The organism is Westiellopsis prolifica IICB1, assembly GCF_004323185.1.
Classification (GTDB): domain Bacteria; phylum Cyanobacteriota; class Cyanobacteriia; order Cyanobacteriales; family Nostocaceae; genus Pelatocladus; species Pelatocladus prolificus_A.
The window spans coordinates 2,345,843-2,372,803 of sequence record NZ_NAPS01000001.1 but is presented as its reverse complement, the minus strand read 5'-3'; the positions used below and the strand labels follow the sequence as shown (position 1 = coordinate 2,372,803).

Sequence of the window (26,961 nt, the reverse complement as noted above, 5' to 3'; positions counted from 1 at the left end):
TCGAGTTTGAAAGCAATACAAGATTTTTTTGATGAAACTTTTATGCTGTAATTGCTTAAAACAAAAAATAACGCTATGAATGCACAACTAGTTCAATTAATCGTCAATGGAATCTCGGTAGGCAGTATTATCGCTTTGGGTGCTGTTGGACTTACTCTGACTTATGGGATTTTACGATTGTCCAATTTTGCCCATGGTGACTTTCTCACTCTCGGCGCATACTTAACATTGCTTGTCAATTCCACTGGCATAAATATTTGGCTGTCAATGATCCTAGCAGCAGTAGGGACTGTTGCTGCAATGCTACTGTCAGAAAAATTGCTGTGGTCAAGAATGCGTTCGATTCGGGCTACTTCCACTACCTTTATTATTATTTCCATTGGGCTAGCTCTATTCCTTCGCAATGGAATTATCTTTTTCTGGGGTGGTAGCAATCAAAAATACAATTTACCAATTGCTCAAGCTTTAGACTTTTGGGGAATAAAGATACCTCAAGTCAAGCTGTTGGTAGTTGTTTTAGCAATATTAGTCATTTTGGTTCTGCATTACCTCCTACAAAATACGAAAATCGGTAAAGCAATGCGAGCCGTTGCCGATGATATTGACTTAGCACGGGTGTCTGGTATCAATGTTGACCAAGTTGTATTGTGGACTTGGGTGATCACAGGTAGCTTGACTTCTTTAGGCGGAAGCATGTTAGGGCTAAGTGAAGCTGTACGTCCTAATATGGGTTGGTTTTTAATACTACCTTTATTTGCTTCAGTAATTCTCGGTGGAATTGGTAATCCTTATGGTGCGATCGCTGCTGCTTTTATTATCGGCATTGTCCAAGAAGTGAGTACGCCTTTGCTTGGTTCTCAGTATAAACAAGGTGTAGCCCTGTTAATTATGATTTTAGTCCTGCTCATTCGTCCCAAAGGTTTATTCCGAGGCACGATTTGATCGGGGATCGGGGATTGGGGATTGGGAATCAGGGATTGGGAATCAGGGATTGGGAATCAGGGTAATGGGTATTGAGAAAGGATTTTACTCAGTCCCCGATCCCCGATCCCCGATCCCCCTTCCCAGTTCAGCTGCTTAATTATTCAATGATATGGAAGTAATAGGCAGCTACAAGGAGATTGAGAGCTAAAAGCGCTAAAGCCCAACCCGTACGGAATGGGTAGGGGGGTTTAGCTGCTGTTGATTTAGCTACGGGTAAATCTGCTGTAGTATCTGCTTTAGCCATCGGATGAACTCCTAACTTAAGGACTTCTTCAGAAATACCAAACAGATGTCCCTATTTGCCACTTTCGTTAAAAATATTTTCGTGATTTTGGGTAAATTGGGGATCGGGGATCGGGGATCAGGGATCAGGGATCAGGGATTGGGGATCGCTTAAGGTGGGGAGTAGGGGACAAGGGAGAGGCGGGAGTGTGGGAAGTGTGGGAAGTGTGGGAAGTGGGGGGAGTGGGGGAAGTGGCGCAAGTGTGAGGAGAATTATTTGACAAGTCTCTTCCCAATGCCCAATGCCCAATGCCCAATGCCCAATGCCCTTACTCTTCTTCCCCAGCATGATAGGAACTACGAACTAGAGGACCGGAACGGACATGGGTAAATCCCATTTGTTTGGCGATCGCACCCAATTCGTCAAATTCTGCTGGTGTCCAGTATTTTTGTACTGATAAATGTTCTAATGAAGGACGCATATACTGGCCAATTGTCAAGCGATCGCATCCGACTTGGCGCAGATCTGTCATGGTTTCGATGACTTCTTGGACAGTTTCTCCGTGTCCTAGCATCAAACCGGATTTGGTGGGGATATTTGGGTCGATTTCTTTGACAATTTGTAAAACTAAAAGCGAGCGATCGTACTTTGCGCCTCGGCGTACTGGTCTGGTTAACCGTCGTACTGTTTCAATATTATGGTTATAACAAGCTGGCTTTTTGTTGGCGATCGCAGCTATACGTTGTCGTTCTCCATAAAAATCTGGAGTCAACACCTCAATTTGAGTCTCTGGGTTGACTTGGCGAATCGCTTCCATTGTCTTCACAAACCAACTAGCGCCTTGATCAGGTAAATCATCACGAGCTACAGAAGTCAGCACTACATAACGTAATCCCAACAGTTGCACAGCTTCTGCCACCTTTGTGGGTTCCTCTGGATCTAAAGGCATAGGTGCATGACCTTTATCTACTTGACAAAAAGCACAAGACCTAGTGCAAGTTGGCCCCATAAGTAAAAAAGTCGCAGTTTTTTGGGCGTAACACTCCCCCCGATTCGGACAACGTCCTTCTTCGCAAATAGTATGAATCTGGCGCTGCTTGATAATACGTTGTACCGTCGAGAGTTCACTAGCTTTGCCAATTGGGCGACGTAACCACGTTGGCATAATAGCAGCAATTTCAGACTTGAGTTGGTTTGTTTTAGACGAGGTCATGACATCCAAAAAATTCAGGAGGTTTATTTTAACCGGGGCAAAGATAAAGAGCAAAGAAGAAAGGAAGTTTTTATCCCTTTAACCGTTACCCTTTCCCGATTTTTGCAAAAAGTCTACTTTTATCACCATGACACAAATTACAAATCACAACAGCCGAAGTTAGTTAAAACACTTTTACAAATCAAAATTTTTCCATAAAAATACTATCCCCCAATCAAGATAAATATTGAGTATAGTGGGAGAATTCAGAGCCGCAAGGCAGTAAAAACACTATCAAAACCTAAAGTTTCTGTTAGAGCAAGCAGTCGTGGCAAGTAACAAAGTTCTAGTTATCGATGACACTACAGTTGTCCGGGTAAAAGTACGAGAAATGTTGCCTCCGGGTAACTTCGATGTATTGGAAGCGAAAGACGGTCTAGAAGGATTGAATTTAATCCGCCAAGAAAAACTCAGCTTGATTATGTTGGATTTCCTGTTACCAAAAATGAGTGGCTGGGAAGTTTTTCAGCAGATTCAATCTCAAAGCGATCTCAGGAAAATTCCTCTGGTGATCATGTCTGGTCGTAAAGAAGAGGTTACAGAGAAAATCTCAGAACCCTTTGAAAATTTTGAATTTCTCGGTAAGCCTTTTGATCAAAAGCAACTCATTGGCGCAATTAAGTCAGCTATGACAAAAGCTAAACAGCCGCGTCCAGAACAGACACCATTAACAGCATCTACTGCTGAAAACAATGTAACAGCAAGTTCAGATCTCAGCATTACTTCATCAGCTAATGAGATTCAGGCATTAAATGAAAAAATTGTCAAAATGCAAGCAGAAATAGATGCTTTGAAGAAACAATTAGCTCAGGTTGTAACCTTTGTAAAACAGAAAATCAAGTAGTCTTAATTTAACTTTTATACTCCTACTTAGAGCCACTAGCCTGCCTAAGCAGGCTTTTTTGCTTAAATACTTATTATTCATAGAGATAATTTTTAGTTTTGTATATCTAATCTCTGAGTTTACTTAATATATTACACAAAAGATACACAATTTGATGAAAGTAAATGATAGCAGTAATAGATCAGTGGGAATACTAAATTTATCGATACTATCATCAGAATCAGCTAAAAAATGTTATTACCATTAGATCAAGTTATTTCCTTTCCTGGCTATTGCATTACTGAGCAAATCTACTTAGGTAGTAGAACTATTGTTTATCGGGGTATTAGAGAAAAAGACCAACAGCCTGTTATCATCAAAATCATGCGAAATGAGTACCCTAGCCTCAGTGAAATCGCTCAATTTCGCAATCAATATATAATTAATCAAAAATTTAATTATCCGGGCATAGTTAAAACTTATAGCTTAGAAAATTACCACAACGGTTATGCCATTGTGATGGAAGATTTTGGCGGAATTTCACTTCCACAGTGGATAGGGAAAACCAACCTAGAAATATCTAATATTGAGAATATTAAGACTTTTGAATTAACTATTTACGACTTTCTTGACATTGGGATTAAAATTGCTTTAATCCTTGACCAATTACATCGCCAACGTGTTATTCATAAAGACATTAAACCTGCCAATATTTTGATCCATCCCACCACAAAAGAGATCAAAATTATTGATTTCAGTATAGCTTCTCTTTTACCAAGAGAGATTCAATGTCTTACCAATCCCAATGTTTTAGAAGGCACGCTATCCTATATTTCTCCAGAACAAACTGGACGAATGAATCGAGGAATTGACTACCGCACCGACTTTTATTCTCTCGGTATAACCTTCTTTGAACTCCTTACAGGCCAGTTACCGTTCATAGCTGCTGATTCGATGGAGTTAGTTTACTCTCATATTGCCAAAGAAGCGCCAAAAGCCAATCAAATTAATTCTAAAATTCCACCAATTTTGTCTGAGATTATCAGCAAGCTCATGGCGAAAAATGCCGAAGATCGCTATCAAAGTGCTTTAGGTTTAAAGTACGATTTAGAAATATGTAAACAAAAGTGGCAAGAAAGTGGTGGTATAGATTCCTTTGAGTTAGCTACTAAGGATATCTCAAACCGTTTTCTTATTCCCGAAAAACTCTACGGTCGTCAACGGGAAGTGGAAACTTTACTTGCTGCTTTTGAAAGTCTTGGGAATTTTAATTTTGCTAGACAAGCAGAAATGATATTAGTTGTTGGTGATCCTGGTGTCGGTAAAACTGCTGTTGTTAACGAAGTTCATAAACCTATTGTTCGTCAGCGCAGCTACTTCATCAAAGGAAAATTTGACCAGTTTCAACGCGATATCCCTTTTTCTGGTTGGGTAGAAGCTTTTCAAGATTTAATCAGACAGTTGTTGTTAGAATCTGATGCAGAAATTCAACGATGGAAAGCGAAGATATTGTCAGCTTTGGGGGAGCAAGCTCAAGTCATTATTAATGTCATTCCTCAACTAGAACAAATAACTGGTAAGCAATCTCCAGTTGATGAACTGTTTAGCAATGCAGCGGAAAATCGTTTTAATTTATTATTCCAAAAATTCATCCATGTTTTTACTAGCAAAGAGCATCCCTTGGTTATATTTCTAGACGACTTACAATGGGCAGATACTGCATCTTTAAAATTTCTTCAATTATTGACAACTTCAATTCATTCTCCTATTTTGTATTCTATGAAATCAGAGGATACACTAGAGTTGGCAGCAGAAGAAGTAGGTATTAATGAAAGAACTTTATTGCTGATTGGTGCATATCGAGATAATGAAGTCTCTAGAACACATCCACTCTATTTAACATTCAAAGAAATTGAAAAAACTAGAGGAATTTTTCATAAAATTACACTTAAATCATTAAATCAGACTGATTTAAATTGCTTGATTGCTGATACTCTTCACTGTACTGAATCAATGGCTATTCCTCTGACTCAAATGGTGTTTGCCAAAACCAAAGGTAATCCATTCTTTACCAATCAATTTCTGAAGTCTTTACATACAGAACAACTAATTAAATTTCACTTTGATGTTGGTTATTGGCAATATAATCTTTCAAAGATAATGGCATTGTCACTTACAGATGACGTTGTAGAGTTTATGGCTATGCAAATAGAAAAATTGCCGAAACATAGCCAAGAAATCTTAAAGTTAGCAGCATGTATTGGTAATAAATTTGACTTAAAAACACTATCGACTGTATATGAAAAAAATGCAATAGACACTGCCTCTGATCTATGGACGGCTTTACACGAAGGATTGATTATACCTGAAACTGAAGAGTATAAGTTATTTATTGAAGATACTGATACATCATTAATAATAGATGATGTTAGACAATCAAATCAATTAGCAACTACCAAAAATCAATTACCAAAATATAAATTTGTCCATGATCGAGTTCAACAAGCTGCTTATTCACTAATTCCTGAAGATAAGAAAAAATCAATTCATCTCAAAATCGGAAATTTATTATTGAAAAAAATTCCAATTTCAGATAGAGAAGAAAATATTTTTGTTCTAGTTAATCAGTTAAATATAGCGTTAGATTTAATCACCAACCAGGTAGAAGGTGATGAACTCGCTGCTATGAATTTAATTGCTGGACGTAGAGCTTTAGCATCCACAGCTTATGGAACAGCAATAAACTATTTAATTATAGGTATCAAATTATTAAAAGATAATAGCTGGGAAAGAGCATATACTCTGACTCTATCTTTATATGAAATGGCAGCAGAAGCAGCATACTTGGCTGGTGACTTTGAACAGATGGATAAATGTGTCCAGATAGTATTATCACAAGCTAAAACAATACTAGAAAAAGTTAAAATTTATGAAATCAAAATTCAAGCTTATGGGGCGCAAAATAAAGCATTAGAAGCAGTTAATACTGCACTAAATTTTTTAAAGCAATTGGGAATAGAATTACCCCAAAATCCCCACCAATCTGATGTGCAGCTAGCAATGGTACAAATAACATCAAATCTAGCGACTAGATACATTGAAGACTTAATTGATATGCCACAGATGACTGAAGCCAAAGCTTTAGCAGTGATGCGTATCCTATCAAATGCAACTCCTTTTACCTATCAAGTTGCTCCGGAATTATTTATATTAATTGTTCTGCAACAAATCGAATTATCTTTAAAATATGGAAACGCTCCTTTGTCTTCCTTTGTCTATGTAGTTTACGGATTTATACTCTGTGGGGTAGTAGGAGATATTGGTTCTGGATATAAATTTGGCAAACTAGCTTTAAGTCTATTGGCAAGATTTCAGACTCAAGAAACTATAGTTAAAGTAGGCATGACATTTTATGCACTTGTCAGCATTTGGCAAAACCATGCTAATGAAACATTGACATATTTTCTGAGATATTACTCTGCTGGACTAGAAACAGGAGATTTAGAGTTTGCAGCCTATTCTCTGATGTATTACTGTAGCTATTCGTATCTCATCGGTAAAGATTTAATAGAGCTAGAACGCGAAATTTCAACCTACAGCAATGCCATTAGCCATATCAAGCAAGAAAGGATATATCATTGGTGTGCTATCTATCAACAAAGTGTCTTAAATCTCTTAGGATCTGTGGAAAATCCCTGTCGTTTAATTGGTGAAGCTTATAACGAAGAAAAAATGTTACCGCTTCATTTAGAAGTAAATGATGCAGTTGGAATTTTGTACTTATATTTTAATAAATTACATTTGTGTTATCTATTTCAAGATTTTCCACAAGCGTTGGAGAATTCTAATTTTGCAGAAAAGTATTTAGCAGGTGGCACGGGACAATTAGTTTTTCCTCTATTTCACTTTTACACTTCACTAGTGCATTTATCAATGTATTTTGACGTTGAAGAATCTAAACAAAAACAAATATTAGAAAAGGTTATTGATAATCAGAAAAATATACAGAATTGGATACATCATGCTCCAATGAATTATTTGCACAAATATTATTTAGTAGAGGCAGAAAAACATCGAGTTCTGGGTGAATACCTCAAAGCAATGGATGATTATGATCACGCCATTGCTTTGGCAAAAAAACATGATTACATTAATGAAGAAGCTCTTGCTAATGAACTGGCTGCTCGTTTCTATCTAGAATGGGGAAAACAGAAGATTGCTAAAACCTACCTCACTGATGCCTATTATTGCTACATGCGCTGGGGAGCAAAAGCCAAAGTTGAAGATTTGATCAAACGCTATCCCCAATTACTTGCTCCGATTATTCAGCAAGACAAACTAAGTCCATACATTAGTGAAAAAAGTATTCCCTCTCATCATACAACTTTATCAAATCAAAGCAGTAATCAGACTTTAATTAGCTCTGGTATAAGTATTTCTGACTCTTTAGATTTGAAATCTGTAATTAAAGCATCACAAGCACTTTCTGGAGAAATTGAACTAGAGCAGTTATTATCTACTTTGATGAAAGTAGTAATGGAAAATGCAGGAGCTTCTAAATGTGCTTTAATGCTAAATCCAGGTGATGACTTGGACTTAACTGTTACTGTTATGAGTTCTAATTCCAGTTTGGCATCTACTGACACAGAATTTCCTGCAATTAGCCTTTCTTGTAGCTATGAACTTCCAATTAATTTGATTAATTACGTCAAACGTACAAAGGAAATATTTGTTGCTGATGATGCCAAACTTGAAAATTTTCTAGTAAATGATCGCTACATTATTCGTGAACAACCGAAAAGCTTGTTATGTATTCCAATTATTAATAAAGGCAAATTTATTGGTATTCTATATCTAGAAAATAATTTGATAACAGGAGTATTTACGCGTGATCGTCTGGAACTTTTACAAGTAATTACTACTCAAGCAGCAATCTCTTTAGAAAATGCTATCCTCTATCAAGATTTGACACAAGCAAAAGAACGCTTAGAGGAATATAGTCACACTTTAGAAGAAAAAGTTGAACGGAGAACACAGGAACTCAACGAGAATAATCAACGCTTAAAAAAAGTAATTGTGGATTTACAAAATGCTCAAACTCAGCTGATTCAAAGTGAAAAAATGTCTAGTTTGGGGCAAATGATAGCAGGAATTGCTCATGAAATCAATAACCCTATCAACTTTATTCATGGCAATATTACTCATGCACAAGGGTATGTGCAAGATTTATTAGATTTGATTACTATTTATCAACAAGAATGTTGCAATTCCTCTGCTCAAATTGTAGAAATATGTGAAGAAATAGACCTAGATTTCTTGATGCAAGACTTACCAAAAGTCTTGGATTCTATGAATGTGGGAACATCGCGTATCCGCAATATTGTTTTGGGTTTACGCAACTTCTCTCGCTTAGATGAGGCTGACATGAAGCCTGTAGATATTCATGAGGGTATCGATAATACTTTGATGATTTTGCAACACAAACTGAAAGCAAAAAATGACCGTTCTGAGATACAAGTCATCAAAGAATATGAAGAACTGCCGGAGGTCGCTTGTTATGCTGGTCAGTTAAATCAGGTCTTTATGAATATCCTGAGTAATGCGATAGATGTACTAGATGAGGGGAATAAATCATGGACTATAGGTAATGAAAAAGAATATTCTCGATTACCCACAATTCATATTAGTAGTGAATTAGCAGAAAAAAATACGGTCAGGATTCGTATTGCTGATAATGGCAATGGCATGAATGCTGAGGTGCAACAAAAAATCTTTGACCCATTTTTTACCACTAAGCCAGTTGGAAGCGGTACAGGTTTAGGATTATCAATTAGTTATCAAATTGTTGTTGATAAACACAAGGGTAATTTAATATGTAACTCTACTCCTGGAGAAGGAACTGAGTTTGTAATTGAAATTCCAATGCGACAGTAAGCTACCCACAATTGACTAACAATGGGTAGCTTTGTCCAAAAATTAAATTACAAATTCATATTTTAAACTTTTTGTCCTGTTGCAAAATCTTTTGATGATTCTAGACAGTCCCTCTTATGGCGATTTATAAGTCGGTTCAACACCAGCCCTATTATATTGGGCTGAAAAAATTCACTGGGAGGCTTGATCATGTGCATCACTTCTAAAAAAGTCTTGTGTATATCAGCACTTTCCGATTGCAAAAGTAACACTTGCTCCAGATAACGTTGTATTAACTGGGTTCTGAAATTAGGTCGTCCTCCTTCAGTAGTACGCCAACGTAAATCCTCGCCCGTCGTCATTAGCCAGGGTACAGCAATTACCTTGCTTAGTTGTTTTTGAAAATATCGGGGTAGACCAATTAAATTCCCATCACAATCCCCATATAATTTCTGACTCAAACATTGATCTAAGGTTAACGCCCCCAAAGCTGCGGTCGTCATACCTTGTCCGTAGACAGGATTGAAGGCACAGACAGCATCACCAAGTAGCACAAAGCCTTCTGGTAATCTAGAAAGTTTTTCATAATGACGCAGGCAATTTTCCGTACGCTGATAGGAGTAAATAGGCGAGATGGCCTGGGCATCTTTAATCGTTTCATAAAGAATAGGCGATCGCAAACTACGAGCAAATTCTAGAAAACCAGCCTCGTTATTAGGTGGATAATCTCGACCTACACCGATCAATACTACAATCCACCGATTGTCTTCTATTTGATAAATAACACCGCCGCGAGAGTTATTAGGTGGTTGTACTGTTACATACACACACCGCCAGTCAGTTTTTAAATCAGTTGGGCGCTGAAACCAGCGACTAGCATAGCCCAAAAAAGGTTTGATAACTGTCTGTTGAGGTGATGCGTAGCTCATTGTCTCCAAAAACTGAGGAGATTGGGAATTACGACCACTCGCATCAACTACTAAATCAGCACAGATATCTGTTTCAGGTTGATTGCGAAAGCGTACCCGCACACCTGTAACACTGGTTTTATCGGAGTTAGACAGCAAACTAGTTACCTGTCCTGCTTCCATAAATACAACACGGTTGTTAGTAGCCAAACGATGACGGATAGTCCACTCCAAAAGATTCCGGCTACAGTTGCGGGTAATCAGGCCAGAACTAAACCCAGGTGCCCAACCACTAAAACCTAGCCAAGGGCAAGCAACTCCCCAGTCCATACTTGGTGCATCTAGTGATGCTAATTCAGCATCTATACCAGGGAAAAGCTCTTCCAGTATCTGCTGACCTCGTTTTAACAGTACATGAACATGAGCTGCCTGAGGTACACCTTGGCGGTATTCTGGTTGCTTAGGAAAGTAATCTCGTTCAACAATGATTACTTTTTCAAAGTATTTAGTTAGTACTTTAGCTGCTAGGAGTCCAGCAATACTTCCGCCGATTACAAGAGCTTGTTTGTCTTGGAAAACCATTAGTTCCTGATTTTTATATAGAAATGAAACAGTGAACTAGTCTGAGTTACAGCCCAAGATAAAATTGATGGCAGATATCTTTATCTTTCTGACTAGTTTTATCTTGGAAGGCAAGCCGTTGTTAAGATTTAACTAGCTGAAGTTTTTCTATGTCGTGATAGCGCCTAGATTTACAGTGCCAATCAAGGTTGCCGCGTATCCAATTATGCAAACCTGATATATAGTTTGTAACTTGAACATCTATCTCTTCTCCAAAAGCGGGAATAGATGCTTCTAGCGCAATCATATCTCTGACTTCTTGATCATGCATTTGTACAGCACGCTGAATTGCTTTTTCTAGAGGAAGTTCTTCTTTGTAAACCAGTACTATTATCAAATTGTTAACATCACCAATAGCTATTTCTTTGGATGCTGAAAAGATATCGTTACACCAAGATGCCATATTATTTGCCATCAATCTTAACTGTTTCAAACAATCATGTTCTCGTAAAAGATTAGGAACGGTCAAATGATAACAAAAGTCAATTAAATCAAGGAAATGTTCCATCCCTCCGGTTAACCTACGCATCATGATATAAGTATCAACATCAGGTACATTTACCTGCGATTTATTAGCTGCTTCCTGAACACATCCGTTGAAGAAATCTTCAATGCTTCGAACGAAGTAATCATACCATTTGACACTTCCTATTTGGAGAAGTCTCTCTCGAATATCACGTAAAGCATAAGCGTGAGGTATATCACTGCCTGTAAATTCCGAACCCTTCAATATTTCAACAAATCTTGTGTAATAAATCTTTAATAAATCAGGGTTTTTCCCTATATCCTCCTCGTCGCATAGATCATCAAAAGTCATCATCCAACTTACCCAATCATTTATAATCTTTAATTCTTCTAGCTGGCAGTAAGGATAGCAACGAGCAGTTAGTAAAAAAAATTGTGATTTGGAGAAACTCCGAGCAACTGATTCATTTCTCAGAAGATTAAAACGCAAAACCCATTTGAGAGCATAATCTTCCAAAACATCCACATGCTTATTGAGTTGAGATGGAAATGGGCAGTATAGTTCAGGTAAAGTAAATTGATTCATAAAAACTCTGCAAGTCAAGTAAAAACCAGATCAACTTGACCCCGTAAGTCTATATGCGTATAAAAATTGAAGGAAATACTGGTACGTACTAACGATGAGTACAATTTACTTTGCTACCAAATATCTATTGCAAATTCATTTGATTTCTAAGACAACTAGTTTAAGCCTCTAGTGATGACTAAAATTCATCCCTAACTTTACACAGGGCGGGTGTATCTGCAATTAACCGCGCTATATGTTTTTAGAGGCGTTAACACACAGGTCTGAAAATCAAATTAGATGATTATTTGATAACATTACATATCAACACAGTATCTGCTTTTTCCCGATACACAAACTAAATAAAGCTGATGTCTAACTAAGCTTTATCTGGGGTATACAATGAAATTTTGCAGAAAAAAGATAAACAAACCAATACAAAGGACAAAATTATAAATATCCAATGATTGGAAATACTGAATTTGGGATAAAAAAGCAATCAGTTAAACATACAAAAAATCAAACAGTATCAAAATCAAATTTTGGGACAATTGCCCACACTGTTTATGTTTGTTAACTATGTTTTTTATCCAAAAACCATTACTAAACATGATGTTTAATTATTTATTAAAAATCTATCCGTAAATACTCTTAAATATTAATATTTAATCACAATAAAAAATACATCGTATTATTAATAACTTGTTTTAAAGTTTTTGTACTGGTATTTATACTACATAGCTTATATTTTAGTTTTAATAAAAGTAACAAAATAACCTTTTAATTAAATATAATTACGATAATGTTAAGTTTTAATGATATTTTTTTAAGATTTTCTGAATAAATATTTAATTCACTTAACAACTAATCCGCCAAATTACTAATACAATGTGTTGTAAATAAAAATATCATCTATTGATAAGGATAAAAGCTAGAAAACACAACTGCTATAATTTATGCACAGCAGTACTAGCTATTAAAATCGTAAATTATATAACATTTATAACATTGTCTACTGAAATTGTTAGATGACAATATAACCATCTTTTTAAAGTAATAAATATATCTATGTAATTAAAGTTAATACTATAGATAGATTTACAAAAACAGTAGATCTAAGGTAAACTGTCCGATTTTGGATTGTGGATTGAGTCCCAGCCTGCATTCGCCCAAATTGGGGGTTAGGGGCTTGTACCCTGCTCGGAAATATCGGTCAAATATATTTTGATTTCTACTTTTGTAATTCAAAATATAGTGTTTTATACTACAAAAATAATCCCAAAGACTTTTAAATAAAAATACTTAAGGTATAGTATAAAAAATTAGTAAAACTAAAAGCTTTCCCAAGGTGCGATCGCTATTCTTAAAATATTGTTTCCCCAATCGTTTTTTTCAGTGAAACCGCTGATATTGATTGCATAATTTTTGTGCTGTAATGAAGCTCTATAGCAATTAACCAAAAAGTTGCGGTTAAATATATTATTTCTGCATTACATGCATACAGAGGTTTTTAGTGAACTTTTCCCTTTAATAAATACAGCCAATCCACAAACTCTGGAATGGTTACTTTCAGTTGCTATTGAACACGAATACCCAGCTGGACGAGCTGTATTGATGGAAGATGCTTGGGGTAACGCAGTTTACCTCATAGTTTCTGGTTGGGTAAAAGTTCGGCGCACTATAGGTGAAGATTCCGTGGCTTTAGCTATTTTGGGTCGGGGCGATTTTTTTGGAGAAATGGCAATTTTGGATGAATCTCCTCGTTCAACCGATGTGATTGCTCTTTCCGCCGTAAAATTACTAAGTATCTCTAGAGAAAAATTTATTCATATTTTATTTAAAGATCCACAGCTACACCACCGAATGCTGCAATTAATGGTGAGACGACTACGACATGCAAACGTACGCTTGCAAATGCGTTCTTTTGCACCAGCAGTCAAACTTGCTCACATTCTTGTCAGCTTGAGCGAAAGCTATGGTCAAGAATCAGACAAAGGTAGAAAAATTTTTAATATCCCTTTTAAAGATTTAGCAGATGTCACAGAAATTGGAGTTGAAGAAACCACCAAAATTATGGAAAAATTAAACGAAAAAGGTTGGATAAAAATTGACACCGCTAATCAAGTGCTTTATCTCGTCAATTTTCGCCAAATGACCAACCTGGCTGGCAAAGTTTAATACTTTCAGGTTATTATGGCAGTCTGTGCATACAAGAGTTATGAGTTAGGAGTTATGGGTTAAATTAATCTTTTAACTCATAATTGTGCAAGGTTTACTCTTAAGCTCAGATGAATGAAACAATAGCACCTCGTACCGATACGCGCCTTCAAAAAAAATTACCGACCATTCATTACCAAGTGGCAATGCCTCAACCAGAGAATCATCTGTTTGAGGTAACTCTACAGCTTGTCGGCTACCCGTTTTCTACTCTTGACTTAAAATTACCAGTTTGGACTCCTGGTTCTTACTTAGTGCGAGAGTATGCTAAACATCTACAAGATTTTACTGCTTTTGCCAACAATAAACCTTTAAATTGGCGAAAAATTAGTAAAAATCATTGGCAAATAGATACAGATAATGTATCAGAAGTCACTATAAGATACCGCATTTTTGCCAACGAACTTACCGTACGTACAAATCATTTAGATTCTACACACGGTTACTTTAATGGTGCAGCGCTATTTTTTAGGATACCAGAATTTGACAAGCAATCAATTTTTGTGACAATTGTCACACCAAGCTCAGAATGGCAGGTAACTACAGCGCTACCCCCTGTTCCGGGACAAGTCAACACTTTTTGTGCTTTGGATTTCGACACCCTTGTGGATAGTCCTTTTGAGATTGGTTCTCATCAACTCTATCACTTTCAAGTACAGGATAAACCTCACGAACTAGCTATCTGGGGACGTGGCAATTTTCAGGCGCAGCAGATGATTGCTGATATCACGAAAATTGTTGAAGTCGAAGCACAAATGTTTGGCGGTTTACCTTATGAAAGATATGTGTTTCTGGTGCATTTATTTTCCCAAGCATACGGGGGTTTAGAGCATAAAAACAGTTGCTCGTTGATTTATCAGCGTTTTGGATTTCGCGATCGCGAAAAATATGATCGTTTCATGCAATTGGTAGCCCACGAATTTTTCCATTTGTGGAATGTCAAGCGTATTCGTCCCAAGGAACTGGAAGTTTTTGATTACGATCAAGAAAACTATACCCCTTGTTTGTGGTTCTGTGAGGGAACAACTAGTTTCTACGACTTACTAATTCCCTTACGGGCTGGTATTTACGATGTCAAATCATTTTTGAATAACTGGGGTAAAGAAATTACTAGGTATCTGACAACTCCAGGGCGGAAAGTACAACCCCTTTCGGAATCGAGTTTTGATGCTTGGATTAAACTGTATCGTCAGGATGCCAACAGTGGAAATTCCCAGATATCCTATTATTTGAAGGGAGAAATGATCTCCTTCTTGCTGGATTTGCTAATTCGTTGTCGCCATCACAACAAGCGATCGCTTGATGATGTAATGGTGCAAATGTGGCAAAAATTTGGCAAAGGTGAAATTGGTTATACTTCACAACAGTTGCAGGAAGTAATTGCATCTGTCGCAGGAATCGATTTATCTGATTTCTTTAAATGCTACATAGATGGTACTGAGGAATTACCTTTCAATGAGTATTTAGAGCCTTTTGGATTGCAATTATTACCACACACAGAAACAGAACCTTACCTGGGTATGAGAGTGGGTAACGAACATGGACGAGACATAATTAAATTTGTCGAAGTCGGTTCTCCTGCACAATTAGCTGGAATTGATCCTGGAGATGAATTGTTAGCAATTGATGGGATAAAAGTAACAGCCAATCAACTAAGCGATCGCCTGAAAGATTACCAACCCACAGACATGATCCAAGTTGCGGTCTTCCACCAAGATGAACTCCGCATTTACCCTGTCAATTTGGCTTCTCCACCTGCAAGCAAGTATCAGTTACAACCTGTTGTCAATCCCTCTCCTACACAAACACGGAACTTTGACGGATGGTTAAATGCATCGCTTGCAAATCTGCGGTAGTTGTAGAGACGTTGCAGTGCAACGTCTCTGGTGGGTTTAAATGTCAATCAATTTGTCTGATCCCAGCAGTATTAGCCCACCATTAATTTTTGATTCCTTCATCCCAAAGAATTTCCGTTGCTTTTTGGGCAGTAAGCGGACGGTAAAATAGAAAACCTTGTACATCCTCGCAGTTAATAGATTTTAAGAACTCCAGTTCCTCTTGCTTTTCTACTCCTTCGGCGGTCAGTTTCAACCCCAGACTCCGCCCCAAGTTAACTATCGCCTTGATAATATGAGCTACTTTCACATCTTTGGTCAAATCACGGATGAAAGAACCGTCAATTTTTAAATTGTGGAGTGGTAACAACTGTAGACGTGACAGAGAAGAATGACCCGTACCAAAATCATCAATAGAAAGATAAACTTTCATCTCCTCAAATTGTTGCAACACCGTTCTAGTGAATTCAAGATCCTCAATAGCAGTTGTTTCTGTAATCTCTAATTCTAAGAAATGTGGTTCTAACCCTGTCTCATCTAGAATCTTAGCCACTGTCTGCACCAACTTCGGTTGGCGGAACTGTTTGAGAGAAAGATTGACAGCCATGGTCAAATTAGGTAGTCCTTCATCTTGCCAAGCTTTATTTTGCCTACAAGCTGTTCGCAGAACCCATTCTCCAATTGGGATAATTAATCCGCTTTCCTCTGCTAAGGGAATAAATTTACTGGGAGCAACTAGTCCCATCTCTGGATGTTCCCAACGCAGCAGCGCTTCCATACCAGTAATTTTTCCAGTATCAATATTGATGCGAGGCTGGTAATAAACAACAAGCTCTTCTCGTTCTAGAGCATGGCGTAAGCTCTTTTCTAAAGTGAGTATTTCAGGAGTTTTAGAACTTATAGAAGTTTGATAAAACTGAAAGTTATTTCTACCTTCGTCTTTAGCATGATACAAGGCTGCATCCGCGTGCTGAATCAAAGTTTCAACATCAGGACTATGCTCGTCAAACATAGCAATACCAAGGCTAGCACTGATATAAAGTTCATTTTCTTCTATATTAAAAACTGTTTCTAATTCTTGGAGAATTCTTTGGGCTACTTGGGCTACCTCGTCCACATAATTAACATCGGCTAATAAAATGATGAATTCATCGCCTCCCCAGCGAGCAACAATGTCACCAGCTCTGAGGGATTTCTGTAATCTTTGGGCAACACATTGTAATAATTGATCGCCGAGTGTATGTCCCAGAGTATCATTAATTGTTTTGAATCGATCCAAATCCAGAAACATTACAGCTAAACTTTCTTCTCTGCGAATCGCATTCGGTAAAGTCCTAGCTAACTGCTCTTTAAACAATAGGCGATTCGGTAATCCTGTGAGCAAATCGTGGAGAGCTTGGTAACGAATCATTTCCTCCACCTGTTGTCGTCTTTTCGCACCACTAATACTAGCAGCCATTGTTAAGAGCGTCGATTCTTCGTGTCTTGACCACTGACGTTCCTCGGAACAGTCTGCTAAACCCAGGACACCCCAGAAGTTTTCATCTAGAAGCAAAGGCACAACTAACAGAGATAAAATACCTTCATCTTGAAGAATTGCTTGGTCAGTAACATTTAATTCTCTAGTCAAACTCGCAATTGACTTTCCTTGAGAGAGAGCAGTATACCAGTGGTTAAACCCAGCAAATTGATTGGGTTGATTTTGTCTAGTGACTTCCGACTGCACAGAATCGCTTCTCCATTCAAACCGTAGCGTCATCCCCATTTCAGTAGTCACAGGGTGGAGATGATTCTCCAACAAATAAACGCGATGTACCTGAGCAGCTTCACCCAGCACCGCCAAAGCTTTTTCAATGGCTTTCTCATAGTTCATTTCTGTCAGTAAATAATTAGTAGCTTCTGCTACTGCTTGCAGCAGGCGATCGCGATGGCGTAATTCGAGTTCAGCTTGCTTTTGCTCTGTAATATCCCTGACAATAAAAGTTCTAATTAAATCACTTTCTGGAATATAGTGAATTGATTGTTCAAAGACTTCTTTACCAACTTCTACTTCGCGAATAAAAGAATTCCCTTGGCAATTTTGAACAGCGATCGCCAATCCTGCCAAAATAGTATGCTGTACACCTAATTGTCTGATATTCGGAAATTTTAACGCCGCAGCAGGATTGAGATAAGTCACTTTTCCTTCTAAATCGATCTCAATGATGGGATTGGGAATCAATTCCGGAAAAGACGCCAACCGAGCCAGAGCAACTTCGCTAGCACCTTCAACACTATCTGTGGGAACACTGAGAGTTTCAAAAGGATTAACAGGATTAGCTTGTTCTGATAAGAAGCCAGATATATCCTCAGCAACGCAAGATTCCGAAAAAGCTTGCTCTGATAAGTTTGAGATCGCATAGTACTTGGCTTTGACCTGATTATTGCCAAATTCAATCATGTCTCCATTTTTGAGGTCATGAGAAAAACATTTCATACCATTGACAAATAGCCCATTTGTACTTTTTTTCCCCTTGAAACTACCATCAATAATCCGAAAGGCGTATTGCTCTGTGTCTGGTAGAGTTACTCGTAATAAAATGGCGTGCTGTCTGGAGACAGATCGAGAACGAAGTACAATGGCATTTCTGATATCTCGCCCAAGAGAATATGTAGTCTCTTTCAAAGGAATTGTTCGCTGTCCTTGCAAGTCTTGCACAACTAACAGATGACGTATTTTTTCCCGCTCATTTCCTAGCATGACTTTTCCTCAAACTCTCATCTGTTCGGTTTTTATTCTGAAAGATCTTGCTCCCATTAACCAACAGCGAAGTATAATATCGTAAGCAATTAGCCGAACTTGATATCATCCCCATTGCTGAAGCAATAGTACGACCATTTTTTCTCTTAAGTATTAAGAATAAGATTAAACTCTTAGTATAATAAATAGTATATTTGCGTAAATTTTGAATCAAAGACAGAATACTGTAAGCAAATTAAAACCCTCATTATAAAAGCAATTAGGCTTACAAGCTCACCGATAAATTTTTCGTAAATTACTTAAAATAATAAATAAAATTGTATTTTTTTACCCAATAAGAACAATAATCTCTTGAATCTTTTGACGCTTCTACAACTAGGAGTCGTAAAATTGTTGAACTACCCCACCCTGGCAAAGCTTGTTGATCTTAGCCTTCCCGAAGAGTGAATAGGGCTTCAAGTGAATAGAATTAATATAAAGATCATAAAAAATGTAGTTAATAAAAATGGAAAAGTATGTATGCACAGTCTGTGGTTACGTATATGACCCAGAGGAAGGAGATATAGATGGTGGCGTACCACCAGGCACAGCTTTTGCAGATATATCTGAAGATTGGGTATGTCCTGTATGTGGATCAGACAAAGATAAATTTGAATTAGATGAGTGAGGAGCGGGGATTGGGGAGCGGGGATTGGGGATTGGGGATCGGGGATCGGGGATTGGGGATCGGAGGGAGACAAGGAGACAAGGAGACAAGGGAGAGGGGGAAACAGGGGAGACAGGAGGGATAATAGCTAATGACAAATGACAAATGACAAATGACAAAATTACAAATAGTAATTGTAGGTGGTGGAGCGGCTGGTTTTTTTGCTGCTATAGCAGCTGCTAAAGCTAATCCTCGCGCCCATGTAATTTTACTTGAAGCTAGCCATCAACCATTGGCTAAAGTTCGTATTTCTGGTGGCGGACGCTGCAATGTTACTCATGCTTGCTTTGAACCACCAGAGTTAGTCAAAAATTATCCCAGAGGTAGCAAAGCACTATTGGGTGCTTTTACGCGCTTTCAACCAAAAGATACTATCACCTGGTTTCAGGCTCATGGTGTAGAGTTAAAAACTGAGGCTGATGGTAGAATGTTTCCCATTACAGATACCTCAGAAACCATCGTCAATTGTTTGGTGGGTGCAGCAAAAGCAGCTGGAGTAGAACTGCGTATAGGGACTGCGGTGACATCAGTGAAATTAGAGGGGGCTAATCTCAGTAATTCCCTACTCTCTCATTTCGAGGTGATTCTCAAATCAGGAGAAAAATTACAGTGCGATCGCTTACTGTTAGCTACAGGTAGTAACCCCATAGGTTATAAAATAGCTCAACAATTGGGACATACTATCGAGTCACCAGTTCCATCTTTATTTACTTTCAATATCAAAAATCAAAAGCTTACAGAGTTGGCTGGTGTGAGTGTCAATCCTGTGAAATTGCGCCTTATTGTACCAGAATACCCACATCTAGAACAAACAGGCCCATTACTAATTACCCATTGGGGTTTAAGCGGCCCAGCTGTGTTGAAATTATCTGCTTGGGGTGCAAGAATGCTGCACTCTAGTAATTACCAAGCCACTTTAGTTATTAATTGGCTACCCCATCTCAAACAAGAACAAGTGCGTCAACAATTGTTGACAGTTAAGAACAATTCACCGAAGCGTCTGATTGCATCTCATCGCGATGTTGACTTACCCCATCGCCTATGGCAATACATTGTTTCTTGTGTAGGTATTTCTGTTGAAGATCGTTGGGCAGAATTATCAAACAAAAGTTTAAATAAATTAGTGCAAGAACTTACCCAAGCACAATACTCCATTAATGGGAAAGGAGTGTTTAAAGAAGAATTCGTAACTTGTGGTGGTGTAAATCTTAAAGAAATCAACTTTAAGACGATGGAAAGTAAATTGGTTTCTGGTCTTTACTTTGCAGGAGAAATTTTAGACATCGATGGTATCACTGGTGGTTTTAATTTCCAAAGTGCCTGGACTACAGCTTATCTAGCAGGTTCTGCATCTATAAGTTAAGTAGATCGGGACACTGAAGCTACTAGTGATGATCGTCATTGGTCATTCATAAGGATTTTAATGGGATTTGTGTTTCCTAACTTGTGTTCTCTTTGTTAAGACTGAGCTACCTAGTGACAATGCAATCATATTTGTAATTTCAAATATGTTTTAAATAATGTTTTTTCGTTGCAAAAAAAAGGTGAATAAAAATAAATAATAATTAAAAAACTGACATAATTTTTGCTATTTTCAGGAAAATTACTGACTATTTGCATAACAATTAAGTATTTATTGTAAAATTGGCAATGTAGAACGAAACTTTATTTTCTTTGCAGCTTATAGTTTCTGTCTGCTACCCCTTGTATGATTTTTTAAGTAAATGATAAACAATAATCATCTGCAATTCATCACCAAAATTGTATAAATTCGGGCTGACAAGGAAGTTTCAAAAACATAGAATATAGCTCATAAGCTATCTCATTACAAACTGTATCAGTGGTTATGATTAATCACTGAAGAATATTTCTTAGGAGAAAAATTAGTAATTTTTCTCTAGAAACTTGTTATGAAATTTTTAGTTTATCACCGAGAAACTACGGTGTTATTTGAGTGTAGGTATAACTGACTTAAATGTAAGTTGGGAGGGAAAATTGAAACTGAGACTCGGCTTTATCATACTAGGGATTATTTTAATTTCCTTTGCACAATCAAATAAACTTACTTGTACTCGCACTGAAAAGCAGGGATCATGTAGGTTAGTACGTTCCGGTTTTTTATGGTCGGAAGAAAAAGAATTGCCAGTAAATAGATTACGAGGTGCTAAATTTTATAGCCCAAAAAACGACGAATCATCTAAAGTTGTCATCAATACTAGTAACAGCGAAGTAGCATTTTCTTCGTTTACAAGTTACGCTAATGAAAATCAGCAGCGAGCGATCGCATCCCAAATCAATAATTTTGTTAGAAACAGCGAACTACCATCTTTGCAGGTCGAGCAAAATGACACATGGTGGATTGTGATTGGATTTATCAGTCTTGCTGTTGGTGTGTATCCCTTGCTAAAACCAAATTCTTAAAGTAGATTCAGTTATCAGTTACCTGTTAATAACTGATAACTGATAACTGTTCACTGAATATTTAGTATTTTTTTAAAACGCCTGGTTCTTTTTGTATAGGCAAGACATCTAAAGTATCAGATTGAGAACAATATTTTAAGTCTTCATGACACTCCAGACGTAATAAACGTTTACCATGACTGGCATGATGAAATAATCCTAATAAATTATCTTGCCACTGAGAATAAAGGGCGATCGCATTGATGACTTCATCATTACCTGAAATTTCATCAGCTGAGAAGTTAGTTTTTTGCAAAATATCGTGAGCGATCGCACCTGCACAGGCGGTATCTTCTAGAGAAAAACTACCTTCCCAACCAGAACCGACAATCCAAACTGTTTCTGGCTGCTTTTCCAAGACAAATTTCACTACTGCACCACGGTTGATAAATGCTGCTGCAATCACAGTTTTAGCATCTTGGACTCGTTGTAAAGTCCTAGTACCATTGGTAGTACTGATAAACAAGCGCCTTCCTTTTACCCTCTGTGGGGTACAATCGAGAGGAGAATTTCCCAAATCGAAGTCAGGAACTTTGGCTCCGCCACGTTCTCCGGCTCGTAGCCGTTTTTCGACTGGCCAAGATTCACTGACTTGTATAAGTTGATCTAAATCGCTGAACGCTTGGACTGCTTCACCACCAGCAGCTAAAGCTGTTGCAATTGTAGAAGTGGCTCGCAGTACGTCAACTACGATCGCACATTCTGGTACTTTATCCACTGGGGTAGATTCTGGAGTATGGTAAATGAATAGCTTCACGCGCTGGGTTATACCTGATTTGAGACTGCCGATATCACATTCACTCTAGTTTTTTGTGCTTTGTCAAGTCAATGGTTAAGTGGTTCGCATCATTACCAACTGAACTAGATGATCTGCTGTTTTTATCAACTCAATCCTACTTTTCACCAAAAACCCGCCGTGCTGCAACCAAATAACGAAATATATATTCCACTAACTCAATATAGTTACGAGCTTCTGTTGAGGAAGAACCCCAGACTGTGACACCGTGATCACGGATAAGTAGGGCTGGTAATTGGGGGGTTGTCTTGCTAAATCTTGCTTTGATTTCATCCGCAATTTGCTGCACCTGTAAATGATTAGCAAATATAGGCATAACACAATCAGGGTTTTGTTCCCATACCCCAAGTCCTTTGAGCATTTCTAGTGGTGGTAAAGGTAAAGAATCTGTATTTCCAAACCGAGAAACCAGGTTTGCTTCTACCGAGTGGACATGATAGCAACTTTTGGCTTCCGGAAAAAGATCATAAATAACCTGGTGAATAGAAGTCTCAGCACTAGGTTTAGAGTCTTTTGTGGGTTGTTCTACTCTCCCATCTGGATAAATTCGTACAAAGTCATCGATGACTAATTCTCCTTTGGATTTGCCGCTAGCAGTAATCCAGAAGCTACCATCAGATAGACGTGCTGAGAGATTACCTGCTGTTCCCAGCATCCAACCCTGTTGGTAAAAGTAACGGGCGGCATTAATTAACTCCAGACGGGTATCATTTAGGGTTGGGCTGTTCATTATTCTAGACAGATTTCCACAATTGTGCTAATGTATCGCGCACATCAAAAAAGTCTTGCCAGAGAATGTAGGATTTTTGATTGTTTTCTAAATAATAGGCTAGGCGATCGCGAGCAAAAACTATCGGTGTTGCCAACGCCATATTTAAATCAGTAATCGAATCACCAATAGCTATTTTCTCATCTGCTGGATACTTTTCCATCACTTGCACTTTCGCAACTAATTCTGTCCCACCTTCAAACTCAGAATTTACCTGCAAGTACTCAGTATTTATGTCAATATCAACAGCATGGATCGCATGAATTCGTGGTAATAGTTCATCCAAAACAACTTCCACCATACCCCGCAGTCCGCCAGAAATTACGACCAAGGGTACTTTTTGTGTATCTAAGAAGTCCAGTAATTCTGTAAACCCCGAACGAATTGGTTGTTTGCGAGTAAATTCCAAAATTTCGGGGTAGCGAGAAGATGGAATTGACTCCAAAATCCGCTTGACTCCCTCGCGTAATGTCAGTCTCTGTGCGTACATTTCTGGTATCAATTCGGCAGAAAGCTGAGGTGAAAAATGCTTCAGCACTGCCACAAAGGTTTCTGATACCGTAATAGTACCGTCAAAATCACAGAAAATGATACGTTTCATTTTTTAAGCAACAGCCTGACGTCGATGAATTGGTGTACCTGTATACTCAGGAATCCAGCCTTCTGTGTTGGTGAAATAACGTACAGCTTTCACTCGTCGCTCTGGTGTAAGATAAAACCAGTGTTCTGTCCCAGCAGGTACATTGATATACTCTTGTGGTTGTACAGTCAGTTCTACCTGACTACCGTCGGGACGCACAAAGCCAAAAATACCTTCCCCCGCGACGATGTAGCGTACTTCATCATCTGCATGAGTATGAATCTTGTCAAATTTTGCTAGCAGTCCATCCAAGTTGGGGGTATCTGGATGAAGAACAATTAAGTCACGGGATTGATAGCCAGCTGTTTTTTGCAACTCGTTAAAATATTGATCTAAAGCTACTAATACTTGTTCTTTTTCGTCTTCACTGAGACTATCTTTTGCTAGCAGTTTGTGTAATTGGGGATCTTCCCCTACAGACCAATAATCAAGTTGAATGTTGAGGGGCGCTAATTCGCGAGAAATATCTTTCAGGTCAGTATATACTTTGCCGTCTTCTAGTTGTAATATCGCCATAGTTTACCTCCTGCATCAGATATTGTACGCTAATTCTAGCAGTTTACGGTAGACGCCCTTGGAGAGGTCTACATTGGTGTACGATGTTTTAATTATTTCCTAATTTATTAGCCTCAGACTTATTGTATTTGCCTGGATATTTCTTGTGGAAATAATTTTCCATCACTTGTAACGCCATTGGTCCAGCCACACTACCACCACCACCACCGGAATGTTCTGCAAATGCGACAACCAAAATTTCTGGTTTGTCTGCTGGAGCATAACCACCAAACCATGCATGATTAGCTTTGACGCCATGACGTAACCAAGCTTCAGCAGTTCCTGTTTTACCAGCGACAGGAGGAAGAGTTGGGACATTTAGGGCTTTACCTGTACCTTCACTTACGACTTTCCGCAATCCATCTTGAAGAACTTTGACTGTGGAGGGTTTCATATTGACTGGTTCACGCCAAGTTTTTGCTTGTTTGTTGTCTTCGAGTAAATGCGGTTGAACTCTGTAACCACCATTAGCGGGTACAGCAAACATGACACCGACTTGCAGAGGTGTGGCGAGTAGCGCTCCTTGACCAATGGACATATTTACAGAATCGCCTACAGTCCAAGGCATTTTCCAGGTTTTTTGTTTCCAAGTTTCATCTGGGACAAAACCTTTTGATTCTTCTGAGGCGAATTCAAACCCGGTTCTTTTGCCAAAACCATATTTACGTGTCCATTCAATTAAAGTCGGGCCGCCCACTCGCGCACCAACTTGATAGAAAAAGGTATCGCTACTCATGGCGATCGCTCCTGCAAATCCCACTGTTCCAAATCCTGCATGATTCCACTCATTAAAGCGAGTACCACCAAAGGTTAGATAACCATAGGTTGGTAGCACCGTACCTGGAGAAAATTCACCGGACTCTAACCCCGCAGTAGTGGTGACAATTTTAAATGTACTTGCTGGAGGATAGGCTCTTAAAGCACGATTGAGTAAGGGATGGTTTGCACCTAACAAGATTTGTTGTAATTCTTTTTGAGAAGCTTTTGGTTTGGAAAAAACATTGGGGTCAAAAGTGGGATGAGACACCATTGCTAAGATAGCGCCGTTGTGGGGATTCATCGCGATGATAGTACCATTGCGATCGCCTAGAGCTTTTTCTGCTGCGATTTGCAAATCCGCATCTAGGGTCAAACGCAGATCTTCACCAGCTTTTGCCTGTTTCTGTCCTAAAATCCGCAATGGACGACCACTACCATCTACTTCCAATTGCTGACCACCCCATTCACCCCGAAGCAAGTCTTCATAAGCTTTTTCAACTCCCATTTGACCAATTACATCTCTGAGACGGTAGCCTTCATGTCTCTTTTGCTCTAATTGTTCGCGAGTTAACTCACGAGTATAACCCAGTACATGAGCAAATTCTTTCCCATGTGGATAATAACGAACCGCATCTCTATGTATTTCTACTTTGTTTAGTTCGCTTTCATATTCTTTTAATGCAGTAATTTCATCTAGGCTTAAATTCCGTTTAATCCGCACTAGTCCGGAATAATCAGGGTCTTTTTCTGCTTCTTCGAGTTTCTTTTCTATTTCATTTAGCGGAATGTTAAGAATCTCAGATAAACGCGCTCCTATTTTTGACCAAGAATCATTTTTCTTGTGAGCCATAGGCCACAAATAAACAGAATGAGGATAACGAGTAGTAGCTAAAAGTTTCCCATTTCGGTCAAAAATGTTACCTCTTTCTGGTTGCTTATGCAAAAGCCGAATCCGATTAGACTCGGCTCGTTCTCGGAAAGAAGGGCCTTGAACAATTTGCAAATACACTAACCGTGCCAAAATACCATTTGTCAACAACAAGGTAAACACAATCAAAAATATAGACTGGATACCCCGTCCAACGGTACGTGATTGTTTATTATTGCTTCCTAGAGGAGATTGTAATAGAGACATACTATTAACTTTGATCCAAAAGATACTTAATATGTATACAATTACGCTCTAATACTAACCGTATTCAGAGAAAAATAATTCGGCTAGCACGCGTCAACTTTAATATTGATGTATAAGAAAGTTCGTAGTCAGGACTTCAGTCCTTATTTTCTACTAATGGGTGTAGAGGTGTAGAGGAGTTCTATTTTCGTGCTACTTAGAGGGATTTTCCCATGATGGACTATCTTGAAAACAGGAATTAAGGATTAGGGAATAGATTTTCATATTATTTTTGTGTTATTTATTACATATTTCAGTCTAACTCGGAATATTAGTAGTACAAACCTCTATTTTTTTCTTGGTATAGAATAAACAACATTTTGATTCAGTATGAAAGTCAATAGACTATATTAATTTGTTTAGTTACAAAAATATAAGCTCAATTGATCACTTTTGACAAATGTTATAGAAAATCATGGAAAATGGGGGCTTGCGATCGCAACGGACTTATTTTTGAACCAACGGACTTATTTTTGAACCAACGGACTTATTTTTGAACCAACGGACTTATTTTTTGAGCTAACGGACTTATTTTTGAAACAAAGGACTTATTTTT

18 protein-coding genes are annotated in these 26,961 nt (G+C 38.1%); 8 read left to right on the top strand and 10 right to left on the bottom strand.

The features are described from left to right. The first annotated feature begins 75 nt into the window (after positions 1–75). Positions 76–942: a branched-chain amino acid ABC transporter permease gene (locus B4U84_RS09960; protein ID WP_131117435.1), complete on the top strand. Its 867-nt coding sequence runs from the start codon at positions 76–78 to the stop codon at positions 940–942. 139 nt (positions 943–1,081) lie between these two features. On the opposite strand, the gene psaX is transcribed toward B4U84_RS09960, so the two are convergent. Both psaX and lipA read right to left on the bottom strand, forming a co-directional pair. Continuing rightward, positions 1,082–1,228: a photosystem I protein PsaX gene (gene psaX, locus B4U84_RS09955; protein WP_016858731.1), complete on the bottom strand. Its 147-nt coding sequence runs from the start codon at positions 1,226–1,228 to the stop codon at positions 1,082–1,084. 307 nt (positions 1,229–1,535) lie between these two features. Further along, positions 1,536–2,420, bottom strand: coding sequence for a lipoyl synthase (lipA, locus tag B4U84_RS09950; protein ID WP_131117432.1), 885 nt, complete (start codon positions 2,418–2,420; stop codon positions 1,536–1,538). A 307-nt stretch (positions 2,421–2,727) separates the two neighbouring features. Between lipA and B4U84_RS09945 the strand changes: the two genes are divergently transcribed. Together B4U84_RS09945 and B4U84_RS09940 are read left to right on the top strand one after the other, a co-directional pair. Then, positions 2,728–3,303, top strand: coding sequence for a response regulator (locus tag B4U84_RS09945; protein WP_017313505.1), 576 nt, complete (start codon positions 2,728–2,730; stop codon positions 3,301–3,303). 231 nt (positions 3,304–3,534) lie between these two features. Continuing rightward, positions 3,535–9,216: an ATP-binding sensor histidine kinase gene (locus B4U84_RS09940; protein ID WP_131117429.1), complete on the top strand. Its 5,682-nt coding sequence runs from the start codon at positions 3,535–3,537 to the stop codon at positions 9,214–9,216. A gap of 62 nt (positions 9,217–9,278) precedes the next feature. Here B4U84_RS09940 and B4U84_RS09935 read toward each other — a convergent pair whose 3' ends face one another. Together B4U84_RS09935 and B4U84_RS09930 are read right to left on the bottom strand one after the other, a co-directional pair. Then, positions 9,279–10,685 (bottom strand): FAD-dependent oxidoreductase, encoded by a 1,407-nt coding sequence (locus tag B4U84_RS09935; RefSeq protein ID WP_131117426.1) that lies wholly within the window; start codon positions 10,683–10,685, stop codon positions 9,279–9,281. A gap of 121 nt (positions 10,686–10,806) precedes the next feature. Then, positions 10,807–11,775: a terpene synthase family protein gene (locus tag B4U84_RS09930; RefSeq protein ID WP_131117423.1), complete on the bottom strand. Its 969-nt coding sequence runs from the start codon at positions 11,773–11,775 to the stop codon at positions 10,807–10,809. A gap of 1,473 nt (positions 11,776–13,248) precedes the next feature. Here B4U84_RS09930 and B4U84_RS09925 point away from each other — a divergent pair. Together B4U84_RS09925 and B4U84_RS09920 are read left to right on the top strand one after the other, a co-directional pair. Then, positions 13,249–13,932, top strand: coding sequence for a Crp/Fnr family transcriptional regulator (locus B4U84_RS09925; RefSeq protein ID WP_017313509.1), 684 nt, complete (start codon positions 13,249–13,251; stop codon positions 13,930–13,932). A 110-nt stretch (positions 13,933–14,042) separates the two neighbouring features. Then, a complete protein-coding gene (locus tag B4U84_RS09920) occupies positions 14,043–15,827 on the top strand; it encodes a M61 family metallopeptidase (RefSeq protein ID WP_131117420.1) in 1,785 nt (594 codons plus the stop codon). 82 nt (positions 15,828–15,909) lie between these two features. Here B4U84_RS09920 and B4U84_RS09915 read toward each other — a convergent pair whose 3' ends face one another. Further along, positions 15,910–18,546 carry an EAL domain-containing protein gene (locus B4U84_RS09915; RefSeq protein WP_131117417.1) on the bottom strand — a complete coding sequence of 879 codons (2,637 nt, stop codon included), beginning with the start codon at positions 18,544–18,546 and terminating at the stop codon, positions 15,910–15,912. 505 nt (positions 18,547–19,051) lie between these two features. Between B4U84_RS09915 and rd the strand changes: the two genes are divergently transcribed. The 3 genes from rd (at position 19,052) to B4U84_RS09900 (ending at position 21,673) form a co-directional block, all read left to right on the top strand. Then, the gene (gene rd / locus B4U84_RS09910) at positions 19,052–19,213 is read left to right on the top strand and encodes a rubredoxin (protein WP_044447736.1); all 162 of its coding nucleotides are present in this window, start codon (positions 19,052–19,054) and stop codon (positions 19,211–19,213) included. A gap of 151 nt (positions 19,214–19,364) precedes the next feature. Further along, positions 19,365–20,615: a BaiN/RdsA family NAD(P)/FAD-dependent oxidoreductase gene (locus B4U84_RS09905; protein ID WP_131117414.1), complete on the top strand. Its 1,251-nt coding sequence runs from the start codon at positions 19,365–19,367 to the stop codon at positions 20,613–20,615. Between the two features lie 632 nt (positions 20,616–21,247). Next, a complete protein-coding gene (locus B4U84_RS09900; protein ID WP_026082178.1) occupies positions 21,248–21,673 on the top strand; it encodes a hypothetical protein in 426 nt (141 codons plus the stop codon). A 61-nt stretch (positions 21,674–21,734) separates the two neighbouring features. Here B4U84_RS09900 and B4U84_RS09895 read toward each other — a convergent pair whose 3' ends face one another. The 5 genes from B4U84_RS09895 to mrdA all read right to left on the bottom strand — a co-directional run bounded on the left by B4U84_RS09895 (position 21,735) and on the right by mrdA (position 26,366). Next, positions 21,735–22,469, bottom strand: coding sequence for a 2-phosphosulfolactate phosphatase family protein (locus tag B4U84_RS09895; protein WP_017313516.1), 735 nt, complete (start codon positions 22,467–22,469; stop codon positions 21,735–21,737). A 136-nt stretch (positions 22,470–22,605) separates the two neighbouring features. Next, positions 22,606–23,238, bottom strand: a complete 633-nt coding sequence (gene mtnB, locus B4U84_RS09890) for a methylthioribulose 1-phosphate dehydratase (protein ID WP_131117411.1) — start codon at positions 23,236–23,238, stop codon at positions 22,606–22,608. 4 nt (positions 23,239–23,242) lie between these two features. Continuing rightward, the gene (locus B4U84_RS09885; protein WP_131117408.1) at positions 23,243–23,878 is read right to left on the bottom strand and encodes an HAD-IB family phosphatase; all 636 of its coding nucleotides are present in this window, start codon (positions 23,876–23,878) and stop codon (positions 23,243–23,245) included. Positions 23,879–23,881: 3 nt separating this feature from the next. Further along, positions 23,882–24,433: a 1,2-dihydroxy-3-keto-5-methylthiopentene dioxygenase gene (locus tag B4U84_RS09880; RefSeq protein WP_131117405.1), complete on the bottom strand. Its 552-nt coding sequence runs from the start codon at positions 24,431–24,433 to the stop codon at positions 23,882–23,884. Between the two features lie 88 nt (positions 24,434–24,521). Further along, on the bottom strand, positions 24,522–26,366 hold the full coding sequence (gene mrdA, locus B4U84_RS09875) for a penicillin-binding protein 2 (protein ID WP_131117402.1): 1,845 nt from the start codon (positions 26,364–26,366) through the stop codon (positions 24,522–24,524). Positions 26,367–26,961: the final 595 nt, after the last annotated feature.

Bases quoted from the DNA above. Each gene is read 5' to 3' on its own strand.
- B4U84_RS09930 (WP_131117423.1), bottom strand. From the start codon at position 11,775: ATGAATCAATTTACTTTACCTGAACTATACTGCCCATTTCCATCTCAA.
- B4U84_RS09940 (WP_131117429.1), top strand. From the start codon at position 3,535: ATGTTATTACCATTAGATCAAGTTATTTCCTTTCCTGGCTATTGCATT.
- rd (WP_044447736.1), top strand. From the start codon at position 19,052: ATGGAAAAGTATGTATGCACAGTCTGTGGTTACGTATATGACCCAGAG.
- B4U84_RS09905 (WP_131117414.1), top strand. From the start codon at position 19,365: ATGACAAAATTACAAATAGTAATTGTAGGTGGTGGAGCGGCTGGTTTT.
- mrdA (WP_131117402.1), bottom strand. From the start codon at position 26,366: ATGTCTCTATTACAATCTCCTCTAGGAAGCAATAATAAACAATCACGT.
- mtnB (WP_131117411.1), bottom strand. From the start codon at position 23,238: ATGAACAGCCCAACCCTAAATGATACCCGTCTGGAGTTAATTAATGCC.
- B4U84_RS09960 (WP_131117435.1), top strand. From the start codon at position 76: ATGAATGCACAACTAGTTCAATTAATCGTCAATGGAATCTCGGTAGGC.
- B4U84_RS09920 (WP_131117420.1), top strand. From the start codon at position 14,043: ATGAATGAAACAATAGCACCTCGTACCGATACGCGCCTTCAAAAAAAA.
- B4U84_RS09880 (WP_131117405.1), bottom strand. From the start codon at position 24,433: ATGGCGATATTACAACTAGAAGACGGCAAAGTATATACTGACCTGAAA.
- lipA (WP_131117432.1), bottom strand. From the start codon at position 2,420: ATGACCTCGTCTAAAACAAACCAACTCAAGTCTGAAATTGCTGCTATT.
- psaX (WP_016858731.1), bottom strand. From the start codon at position 1,228: ATGGCTAAAGCAGATACTACAGCAGATTTACCCGTAGCTAAATCAACA.
- B4U84_RS09885 (WP_131117408.1), bottom strand. From the start codon at position 23,878: ATGAAACGTATCATTTTCTGTGATTTTGACGGTACTATTACGGTATCA.
- B4U84_RS09925 (WP_017313509.1), top strand. From the start codon at position 13,249: ATGCATACAGAGGTTTTTAGTGAACTTTTCCCTTTAATAAATACAGCC.
- B4U84_RS09935 (WP_131117426.1), bottom strand. From the start codon at position 10,685: ATGGTTTTCCAAGACAAACAAGCTCTTGTAATCGGCGGAAGTATTGCT.
- B4U84_RS09915 (WP_131117417.1), bottom strand. From the start codon at position 18,546: ATGCTAGGAAATGAGCGGGAAAAAATACGTCATCTGTTAGTTGTGCAA.